Origin of the sequence: Geminocystis sp. CENA526, from assembly GCF_050753365.1 — a bacterium.
Classification (GTDB): Bacteria; Cyanobacteriota; Cyanobacteriia; order Cyanobacteriales; family Cyanobacteriaceae; genus Geminocystis.
Genome location: NZ_JBLZFY010000127.1, coordinates 1 through 10,342 on the forward strand (window position 1 = coordinate 1; position 10,342 = coordinate 10,342).

Consider the following 10,342-nt stretch of genomic DNA (forward strand, 5'->3'; position numbering starts at 1 on the left):
CTCTTCCCCCTCTTCCCCCTCTTTCCCCTCCCTCATCAGCAACGATCGAACCGTTTTAGCGTACAATAAAGAAGATTTAAGAAATAAACTCGATCGATAATGGAATCAATTATAACCGTATCTTTGCCCAACAATACCTATAATATTCACATCGCTAGTAATGGATTATTGACACTAGGAGAAAGAATCAAAGAATTAAAAGTAGGGAAAAAAATATTACTCGTCTCGAATCCCGAAATCTTCGACTATTACGGAGATATAGCCATTAAATCCTTAGAAAAAGCAGGTTTTACCGTCAATTATCATTTAATTCCCGCAGGAGAAAATTATAAAACCCTTGAATATTTAGCTAAAATCTATGATAGCGCCCTAGAATATTCCCTCGAACGCAAATCCACCTTACTCGCTTTAGGGGGAGGAGTGGTAGGAGACATGACAGGATTCGCTGCCGCTACTTGGTTACGGGGTATCAATTTTATACAAGTGCCAACTTCCCTTTTAGCTATGGTAGATGCTTCCGTCGGTGGAAAAACAGGAGTCAATCATCCCCAAGGCAAAAATTTAATTGGTGCGTTTTATCAACCTAAATTAGTATTAATTGATCCTACAGTTTTAAAAACATTGCCTGAGCGAGAGTTTAAGGCAGGTATGGCAGAGGTTATTAAATATGGAGTGATTTGGGATAAAACCCTTTTTGAACGGTTAGAAAACGCTAATAACATCGATAGCTTAAACAATTTTGATGATGGGTTGCTCAAAGATATTTTAGTGCGTTCCTGTCAAGCCAAAGCAGAAGTAGTGAGTCAGGACGAAAAAGAAGGCGGTTTACGCGCTATTCTCAATTATGGTCATACCATTGGTCATGTTATCGAAAGTTTAACTAATTACGACACTTTTGTCCATGGAGAAGCTGTTGCTATGGGTATGGTAGGGGCTGGAAATATAGCTGTAAAAATGGGTTTATGGAGTGAATCTGAGGCAAAAAGACAGGATTCCCTTATTGAGAAAACAGGTTTACCTACCGTTATCCCTTCTAATCTCGATGTAGAAACTGCTATTGCCCATTTACAAACCGATAAAAAAGTAGAAGAAGGCAAAGTACGCTTTATTTTACCTAATTCGATCGGCAGTGTTATTATAACCGATCGAGTTACCAGTGATTTAGTCCGACAGGTAATGAATAACAACTAATTAGGGTTTGCTGAATAAATCAAAAGGTTATTAAAATCAATGGTTTAGGCACACTATATTCACAAAAAAGTGTGAATTTTTGACAATTTTTACTCAAAAACAGGGCATTTCAAATTTGATTATTCACAATACCCCTGTTTACTTGTTGAAGAGATAACGCTTCAAAATCTTGATTTTTCATTCTTTAACCTGACACCTAACACCTACCCTCATCAAAATACTTTTTCAACACCCCCTATTTAACCTGACACCTATCCCCATCAAAAGACTGTTTCAGCACCCCCTAATTACGTTAAAATTTCTAAATAATCCCTCAACCGCTTTTCCTGTTCGGGTTCTCTTAATTTTTGAATTGCTTTTGTTTGAATTTGCCTTACTCTTTCTCTGGATAAATTCATCATGGAGGCAGTGTCACTCAAAGAGTAAATCTTGCCATTCTCAAAGCCAAAACGAAGGCGCAAAATTTGTCTCTCTCGATCGTTCAAACGCTCCATCATTAAGCGTAAATCCTGTTGCATAGAAACCCTTAGCAAGTTTTCTTCGGGGGTATCGGAGTCGGCTTCGATTAATTCTACTAATTCGGTATTATAATCTTCCCCTACTTTCATCTCTAAAGAGATCGATCGAGGAATTTGATTTAAAAATTGTCTTAATTGAGGCGCACTCATGTCCATTTTCTGGGCAATTTCATCGACTGTCGCCATGCGTCCTAAAGTTTGAGATAGTTGGCGCTGAACTTTTTTAAGTAAATTCAATCTTTCTGTAATATGAATAGGAATACGGATTGTGCGCCCTTGAGTGGCAATCGCCCTTGTCATACCCTGACGAATCCACCAGTAAGAATAAGTACTAAAATGATAACCCTTTGTATAATCAAATTTTTCTACGGCTTTTTCTAATCCGAGAGTACCTTCTTGAATCAAATCTAATAACTCTAAACCTCGATTTTGATACTTTTTAGCGATCGAAACTACTAATCGTAGATTTGCCTTAATCATCATTTGTTTTGCTTTCATACCCTCGCTTAAGGCTTTGTCTAAGGCTTCTACCGTTAAATCTGATAAATCTGCCCATTTTTGTTTACCTTGACGGACAATTTTCTCTAATTTGCTTTCAGAAATCTTTAAAGTTTGAACTAAATTTTCCATCGTAGGAGATTGAGAATGATGTCCTGCTAATGAATCATAGGAAGACATTACCTTAATATATTCTCTAATTTCAGGAATAGAATTGTTTTGTTCCTTAATTGTTTGGAGAGATTGATAGGTTTGTACTTGTCGAGCTAAAGTTATTTCTTCTTCTTTGCTTAATAAACGAATGCGCCCAATATCACGAAGATACAGGCGCATTAAGTCACGGGAGTTAACATTATTGTTTTTTTCAGATGGAGAGGGGGAGTCATCGACAGGATAAGGAGACTGATTATTGGAAGAAGTGGGAGGATGATCGTGCAATGACTGAAAATAAAACTTTGACATAATCTCTGTTCCTTTCCTAAAATGACTAATTTATTTATTAACAGGATTATTTAAAATCCTAACTTTCCCTCAATATACAATAAAAAAAACAAAATGAGTAAAAATTACTCTAAAAACTTAAAAAAGGCTTTTCTAAGCTCAAACGCATTTAATTTGCATTTTTTATTAATTCTTGAAAATAACGACAACTCTTACCTATTCCGTCTTCCCTTTTCTGTACCCTTATCGACAATTTTATATCGAACTGAGGTATTTTCGTACTTATAAATAAAATTGTTGCAACAAATCGTAAAACGGTTGCCAATTATCTTCGGCACTGATAGGATGCCAAATCGCTTCAATGATCGATCGAACTGGTACAACAGGGGGGTTAGCTCGATCGAGCCTATTTTTAATCTCGTCTAATTCTTCCCTAACAAAATTCTCCAAAGCCTGATGATACAACAAACGCCACGATCGAAAATGAGAATATTTAATCTCAGTATTTTCCAAAATTAAATCAGGGTTTTCATGCCAACCGTAATTGAATTGAGACGCTAAATCCGCAAAAAATTGATGATAACTATACTGACTTTCCTTTAACAGATCGATCGTTTGAGTAAGCAACTTTTTCCCCAAATTTTCAGGCAAATTTTCAAAACCCAATTTTTTTACCATCAAACTATGATAAAATTGCTGATAATAAAAATCATACTGGGATAACCTTGCCTGTAACGCCTCAAAAGGTATCACCAAAGATAACGGTTTTTGCAACAACTCTAAATTTAAACGACCAATTAACGGTTGATTACCATAACAATATCTTCCACCGTAATCAAAATAAGCCGCCGTAAAATGTGGATCATAAGTATTGATAAAAGCATAAGGACCATAATCAAAACTTTCCCCCGTAATAGACATATTATCAGTATTCAGCACCCCATGACAAAACCCGGCACTCATCCACTGCGCCGTTAACAAAGCCACCCTTTGTACTAATTCTCCATAAAAATCGATATAGGGAGTATCAGAAGTGCTTAAATGAGGATAATAATAATAAATCACATGATCCAACAGATTTTTAATTAAGTCGGGACGTTGTATATAATGCAGTCTCTCAAAAGTGCCGAAACGAATATGAGACTTACTAAATCTTACCATGACACAACTACGAGTAGGAGAAGGCTCATCCCCACGCCATAAAGACTCCCCCGTTTCAATCAGAGAAAGACAACGGGAAGTATTAACCCCTAAACGATATAACGCCTCACCTGCAATCACTTCTCTAACTCCCCCCTTTAAGGTTAATCTTCCATCCGCTTGACGAGAATAGGGAGTTCTTCCCGAACCTTTTGTGCCAAAATCATATAATAATCCATCTTTTCCCCTAATTTGACCATAGAGAAAACCCCTACCATCTCCCAATTGTGGATTATAAGCCCCAAACTGATACCCATGATATTTTAAAGCCAAACAAGGTCTAATTCCCTGAAATTTACCAAAGGCTTCAATCCAATCATCATCGGTAACGCTTTCTTCATCTATACCAATAATAGGTAAGAGATTTTTATTTACAAATCTTAATATAAGTTGCGGAAATTGAGCAGGGGTGACTTCTTCATAGTAATCCTCCCCCAAATTTTCCATCGCCATTTCATATTCCAAAGCAAGAAAAGGATTTGTCATCGTCGTTAGGAGTAAATAATAAACCGTGAATAATTAACAACACTTAACGCAATGATAAAGGTATTGTGTCATTTCTTCTATCAAGAATCTCAGAGTCTAGTGAACACTATGGGAGGTTCGATCGATTTCAAATCTTCCACAACATCTTCAGGCATACGGGGGGTAACGCTTTAATCAAGACATAAATCTTTACATTTTTCTAAACCTTTGTTTGTTGGTATTTCGGGAATTTAATAATCATTGTTTTCCATGTTTTGCCACCTTTAAAATCAATTATCGATCAAATAATTGTCAATTATCAATTCCCGTGTTATAATCAAAGTTGACGAGATTAAGTATCGGTTTAAAGATTTTGTTTAAGATATTCACGAGTATTTCGAGTTTTCGATTGACAAGCTTCTCTCCGAATTGCGAATCTTAAAGACCATATTGTATTTGGAGAAAGTTTATGTCTATTTATGTAGGTAATTTATCTTACGAAGTTACGGAAGACCATTTAACATCTGCTTTTGCAGACTTTGGAGCAGTTAAAAGAGTATATTTACCCACCGATCGTGAAACTGGGCGTATGCGTGGTTTTGGTTTCGTGGAAATGAGTACTGATGCTGAAGAAGATAAAGCCATTGAAGCCTTAGACGGTGCTGAGTGGATGGGACGTGACATGAAGGTTAACAAAGCCAAACCCCGTGAAGAAAATAACTCTCGTGGCGGCCGTGGTGGCGGCGGTGGCGGAAGAAGAAATAGTTTTTCCCGTAACTACTAAAAAGATATTAGTGTAACTATAAAATATTACTTATTTTTACCGTTTACCCCTAAATAAAGTGAAGCCCCTTCTCAACTGCGAGGAGGGGTTTTTTTTAGAATTAAGAATTAAGAATTAAAAAAGCCAAAAGATGAAGAACAATAGGAAATGTAGGGGTTTAATATATTAAACCCACCCCCACCAAAAAATCACAAATAGAGGCAAGAGTAGTTAATTCCCCCTCATCTCCTAGTCTCCTAGTATCCATTGTCAATTCTCTATGGTTAATAAAGATAATTTTGCTTAAAAAAACTTAGAAATTGAAATCCGCTTTCTATGAGAACATTAAGATATTGTGAAATTTAGTTATAAAAAATAAACTTAATCAAAATGACTACAGATAATAAACCCACAGTAATCATTACTGGAGCATCATCAGGAGTAGGATTACAAGGTGCTAGAGCATTAGCTCAAAAAGGTTGGTTTGTGGTTATGGCGTGTCGTAACCTAGAAAAAACCCATAAAATGGCGAAAGAAGTTGGCATTTCCACTCAAAACTATCAAGCCATTCATCTTGATTTAGCTTCTTTTAGTAGTGTGCGTAAATTTGTACAAGATTTTCGAGCTTCGGGGAGAAAATTAGATGCCTTAGTTTGTAATGCGGCGGTTTATTACCCGTTACTGAAAGAACCCATGCGTAATGAAGATGGTTACGAAATCAGTGTTGCTACTAATCATCTAGGGCATTTTTTACTCTGTAACTTAATGTTAGAAGATTTGCAAAAATCGGGTAATCCTGAGCCAAGATTAGTTATTTTAGGTACAGTTACGGCAAACCCCAAAGAATTAGGCGGTAAAATTCCCATTCCTGCACCGCCAGATTTAGGAGATTTAGAGGGTTTTCAACAAGGTTTTAAAGCACCTATTGCCATGATTGATGGTAAAAAATTCAAATCTGGGAAGGCGTATAAAGATAGTAAACTCTGCAATATGTTAACCATGAGAGAGTTGCACCGCCGTTATCATCAGTCAACCCGCATTGTCTTTTCGGCTTTATATCCCGGATGTGTGGCTACTACTGCACTTTTCCGTAATCATTTTTCCTTATTCCAAAAAATCTTTCCTTTATTCCAAAAAAATATTACAGGGGGTTATGTATCAGAAGAATTAGCTGGAGATAGATTAGCGATGGTTGTAGCTGATCCAGAATTTAATGTATCTGGTGTTTACTGGAGTTGGGGAAATCGTCAAAAAGAAGGGCGTAAATCCTTTGTACAAGAAGTTTCTGACGAGGCTAGTGATAAAGATAAAGGCGAATTAATGTGGACTTTGAGTAAACAATTAGTTGGACTTAATTAGGAGCTTTTAACTGCTAGGTATTAGGAGTTAAGCACAAATTTTCACACTATTTGTCGGGATTGGTGGGCAATGCCCACCCTACATTTATCTCAGTTCGACATAAAATTTAAGCTAAATCGATCGAATCATATTCTGTTTTCTTTGAAAGATAGGTAAAATATCTTAATTTAACGGCGATTAGTACGAAGATACTCAATAATCCCTGCGGCGATGGCTTCGGACATTTGACGTTGAAAAGTAGGATTGCTAAGTTTTGCGGCATCTTCTATGCCCGTGACAAAGCCTGTTTCTACTAAAGCCGAAGGCATATTGGAGGCTCTTAATACATAAAATCGAGCTTGTTTAACTCTTCGATCGCGCACATCCACACGACGGATTACGTTACGGTGTATGGTTTCCGCTAAGGCTCTACCATTTTGAAAATAATAAGTTTCATAACCACTAACTTCAGGTTTACCCGCACCAGCAGAGTTAGCATGAATACTAACAAAAACATCAGCCCTGAGACGATTAGCCATCGCAGAACGTTCTTGTAAACTCACAAAATAATCACTATTTCTAGTCATTCTTACCTGTATGCCTTGTTGTTCAAGAATACTTGCCACTTGTTGAGAGATAGTTAAAACAACGTGTTTTTCTTGAAGACTATTAACTCCCACAGCCCCCGGATCTTTGCCTCCATGCCCCGGATCGATGATGACTAAAGGTCGCCCTTGTATTGGTGGATTGTTATTGCCAGAAGGACGATTATTAACGGGGGGTAAGGCTTGGGGTTGCCAATTTCCACCGGGGGGAGTTTGATTAAAAGGATCGGGAGGAGCTTGTGTAACAGGTATAGATGTACTGTTGTTGTTGATATTACCTTGAGGACGACTAGATGAGCTAAGTCGATTAAATGAGAGGGCTAAAAGTCTATCATTTGGTTGGTTGAGTTGTCCTATTCTTGCACCTACGGCTGGTTCAATTAAAAGTACTACGGTGTTATCGTCTGGTTGCCAAATACGCATTCGTGAGATCGGACTTCCTGATGGTAAAGTCGGATTTCTAAAATTAGGAGCTAGATTGGTGTTTTCTAAGCGAATTTGATAAACGGTATTATTTTCATTCCAGCTAGTTTGAGCTTTGAGGGGTTGATTCCCTCTGATTAATAGTTGATTATTAATTAATTCCATAGACTCAATGTTTGTTTGAGGGGGAGTCGCTGGATTATTCATCAACGCTTGTGTACTAGGTGCATTACGAGGAGGATTTGCTGGAGATGGGGAATTATTATTGTTAGATGTTCCTGAAGGTAAATCCGCTACTCGACTGATACCTCCTTGAGGCCACAAAACTAAGCCTCCCATACGGCTAAAACTGCCTTGCCAATCGGGACTGTCGGGATTCACATTTAATGTTAATAGGGTCGATCGTCTTTGTTGGTTTATTTCTATATCTCCAATGCCGTATTGATTTACATTCCAAGATTTAGGAAAACTATCGGGAATGGTAATTCCTTCTATTTCAAAATTAATTTGACGGCGATCTCGACTACGATTAACGGTAATTCGGTTATTATTTCCTCCATCAAGTCCAACAAGAATACCACTAGAAGTGACTTGTAAGCCTGTTCCTAAAGAAGTATTGCGATTAGTGAGATTAGTAGCGGTGGTGTTAGTGGGAGGATTATTTGTAGATTGATTGTTACCGGGAGGATTAGAGGGGGTAGGGAAGTTCGATCGTTGTGGTTGGGGTAGTTCAACAGACCATTGAGTGGGAGAAAGCCCTCTGACTTTAACACCTTGAGGATCAACTACATAACCGGGAGCAAGTTCAATCACAACCCTTGTGGTTCGAGCATCAAATTGACCTATTCTTAAATTAGTAATTACGCCACCTAAATTTTCGTTGACGGTGGGGCGACCTAAAGTAGTACCAGGCAAATCAATGACTAAACGAGTTGGATTAGAGATTAATTGGGCGGTGGGTTGTATAGCTTGATCTGTGGTAAAAATTAAACGGTTTTGATTGGCTTCAAAACGCCAGAATAAAAGTCTCCCGGCATAGGCGGGGGTAGCTAGAATTAAAAATGTTAAACAACTTAAAATTAAAGAATAAAATTTCACCATAGTAGTTACTCCTCACCATAATTGGGAATTGATTTAGTATAAATAAGAAAATATTTTTATCAAGATAATATAATCTAATGACAAATTAAAAAAGTTTTTGTTTCTACCAATTTATCTTTTGCCGATCGAATTCATAAAGGCAGGTCTTTGGGTCATCTTGTTAATATAATTAGTTATGGCAGGATAATTGCTTAAATCTAGTTTTAACAGAATTTGAGTATAAGCTAACATTGAGCCGACTGCCACATCGGCAACGGTAAATTTTTCTCCCAATAGGAAGGAATTATGGTGAAAAATATTTTCTAAGGGGGGTAATAATTTTTCCATTTCCCTTTCTCGATTTGCCTCAATAAATAAACCAGTGGCTAAAGTAGAATTAGAAAATAAAATCCATTGATTAAGGATGCTTTTTTGTTCTAAAGTGTGGATTTCTTGACCATATTTTTCGGCTAAATATAATAATATCGCTCCTGATTCCCATAGTTTGAAATCTCCGTCAACTATTACGGGAACTTTTCCCATAGGGTTTAATTCTAAAAAGGCAGGTTGCAAATGTTCTTTTTCTGCCATATCAATTAATATATATTCATAGTCGAGATTAATTTCTTCTAAATACCATTGAATAATTGATGCACGACTGCGAGTACCACCGTATAACTTGATCATTTAATACCTCTTTAACTATAATTTTATTCGCTTCATAAAAGTTAACATAAATTCAGGTCAAAAATAGAGTGTTAAAGAATTTTATGGGTATGGGAGTGTTGTTTTACGTTATCATCATCAGATACTTTATGAACACTGTTTAAGATTCTTTTTCTTTCTAGGGAATAGTTAAAGTCGCTTTTTGATGCACCCAACTTGATATATTCTTGCGCACTAGGTTTGTTTTTGTAAGTACGAGTAGCAGCTAAGGTTCGATCGAGAAAATCATCACAAAATTGGCTATCGGCAGGAAAATCGGACGGTTTTTGTATGGCATCTTCGGAAATAATTTGTCCAACAGTGGTAGCGATAGCTAATTGATAGGAGGTGGGAATTTCTTTAATTAGTGCTTCTAAAGCCGCCGATGGAATAGGCTCAATTACTTTAACTTCCTTGATTTCCCCTTCTTCTCTGAGGAAACAAGTTGCCAAGCCAAACACACAATAATCTTCGGGAGAGATGCCTAATTCTGTTAACTTAGTATTCATAAATATATTTTGCTTAATTATTAGAGAGTCGATTAAGATGTTACCATCTTAACCTCTCCTCCGAAACCGTGTATGAAAGTTTCCCCTCACACGGCTACTCAGTATTGTCATTACAAAATTAGCATTTGATAGAATAAAATGTAAAATTGAGGATCATTTGTTTTAGGTATAGGTATTGCTCGATCGAACTTCCTCACTTATTAGCTTAAAACCTTGTTTAAATATTGTTTACGTTAATACAGATTGCCATAAATTAGATATTTTCATAGTGATATTTACAGGCAATAACAATAATTTCTGTATCTGTCACTTGATATACTAATCTATGTTCTTGCGTAATTCTTCTTGACCAATATCCTCTTATTTTATGTTTTAATGGTTCTGGTTTTCCTAAACCACTAAAGGGAGAACGATCAATATCTTTTAAAAGATTAATAATTTTTTTGTAGATTTTTTTATCATCAGAAGCCCATTAGACTTCTCCAATAATTATGTTTAACCGATTGAAAATGACGATAAACTATATTAATTTAACGATTTCAATATCTAAATTGATTTAATTTTTCATTTCTGGAGATGTCTAAAGTACAGTTATGAGGAAGCTGT

General features: G+C 36.6%; 8 protein-coding genes and 1 pseudogene. 3 read left to right on the forward strand and 6 right to left on the reverse strand.

Features of this window, described 5'->3' with window-relative positions:
- Positions 1 to 99 precede the first annotated feature (99 nt).
- A complete protein-coding gene (gene aroB, locus ACN4EE_RS20330; protein ID WP_431708326.1) occupies positions 100 to 1,191 on the forward strand; it encodes a 3-dehydroquinate synthase in 1,092 nt (363 codons plus the stop codon).
- A gap of 287 nt (positions 1,192 to 1,478) precedes the next feature.
- Here aroB and ACN4EE_RS20335 read toward each other — a convergent pair whose 3' ends face one another.
- Entirely contained in the window at positions 1,479 to 2,669 is a 1,191-nt protein-coding gene (locus ACN4EE_RS20335; protein WP_431708327.1) for an RNA polymerase sigma factor, RpoD/SigA family, read from the reverse strand.
- Positions 2,670 to 2,930: 261 nt separating this feature from the next.
- Positions 2,931 to 4,334 carry a protein adenylyltransferase SelO gene (locus ACN4EE_RS20340; protein ID WP_431708328.1) on the reverse strand — a complete coding sequence of 468 codons (1,404 nt, stop codon included), beginning with the start codon at positions 4,332 to 4,334 and terminating at the stop codon, positions 2,931 to 2,933.
- A 448-nt stretch (positions 4,335 to 4,782) separates the two neighbouring features.
- Between ACN4EE_RS20340 and ACN4EE_RS20345 the strand changes: the two genes are divergently transcribed.
- Together ACN4EE_RS20345 and ACN4EE_RS20350 are read left to right on the forward strand one after the other, a co-directional pair.
- Complete coding sequence (locus ACN4EE_RS20345) at positions 4,783 to 5,097, forward strand: RNA recognition motif domain-containing protein (RefSeq protein WP_431708329.1); 315 nt, start codon at positions 4,783 to 4,785, stop codon at positions 5,095 to 5,097.
- 369 nt (positions 5,098 to 5,466) lie between these two features.
- On the forward strand, positions 5,467 to 6,435 hold the full coding sequence (locus ACN4EE_RS20350; protein ID WP_431708330.1) for a protochlorophyllide reductase: 969 nt from the start codon (positions 5,467 to 5,469) through the stop codon (positions 6,433 to 6,435).
- Between the two features lie 167 nt (positions 6,436 to 6,602).
- Here ACN4EE_RS20350 and ACN4EE_RS20355 read toward each other — a convergent pair whose 3' ends face one another.
- From ACN4EE_RS20355 to ACN4EE_RS20370, 4 genes and pseudogenes are all read right to left on the reverse strand, one after another.
- A complete protein-coding gene (locus tag ACN4EE_RS20355; RefSeq protein ID WP_431708333.1) occupies positions 6,603 to 8,540 on the reverse strand; it encodes an N-acetylmuramoyl-L-alanine amidase in 1,938 nt (645 codons plus the stop codon).
- Positions 8,541 to 8,654: 114 nt separating this feature from the next.
- Positions 8,655 to 9,209, reverse strand: a complete 555-nt coding sequence (locus tag ACN4EE_RS20360) for a glutathione S-transferase family protein (protein WP_431708331.1) — start codon at positions 9,207 to 9,209, stop codon at positions 8,655 to 8,657.
- Positions 9,210 to 9,280: 71 nt separating this feature from the next.
- Positions 9,281 to 9,736 (reverse strand): hypothetical protein, encoded by a 456-nt coding sequence (locus ACN4EE_RS20365; protein ID WP_431708332.1) that lies wholly within the window; start codon positions 9,734 to 9,736, stop codon positions 9,281 to 9,283.
- Between the two features lie 253 nt (positions 9,737 to 9,989).
- Positions 9,990 to 10,208 (reverse strand): annotated as a pseudogene (locus tag ACN4EE_RS20370) (Txe/YoeB family addiction module toxin); the annotation flags it as partial.
- Between the last annotated feature and the right edge of the window lie 134 nt (positions 10,209 to 10,342).

Coding starts and splice junctions, on each gene's coding strand:
- aroB (WP_431708326.1), top strand. CDS start 100: ATGGAATCAATTATAACCGTATCTTTGCCCAACAATACCTATAATATT.
- ACN4EE_RS20340 (WP_431708328.1), bottom strand. CDS start 4,334: ATGACAAATCCTTTTCTTGCTTTGGAATATGAAATGGCGATGGAAAAT.
- ACN4EE_RS20350 (WP_431708330.1), top strand. CDS start 5,467: ATGACTACAGATAATAAACCCACAGTAATCATTACTGGAGCATCATCA.
- ACN4EE_RS20335 (WP_431708327.1), bottom strand. CDS start 2,669: ATGTCAAAGTTTTATTTTCAGTCATTGCACGATCATCCTCCCACTTCT.
- ACN4EE_RS20365 (WP_431708332.1), bottom strand. CDS start 9,736: ATGAATACTAAGTTAACAGAATTAGGCATCTCTCCCGAAGATTATTGT.
- ACN4EE_RS20345 (WP_431708329.1), top strand. CDS start 4,783: ATGTCTATTTATGTAGGTAATTTATCTTACGAAGTTACGGAAGACCAT.
- ACN4EE_RS20360 (WP_431708331.1), bottom strand. CDS start 9,209: ATGATCAAGTTATACGGTGGTACTCGCAGTCGTGCATCAATTATTCAA.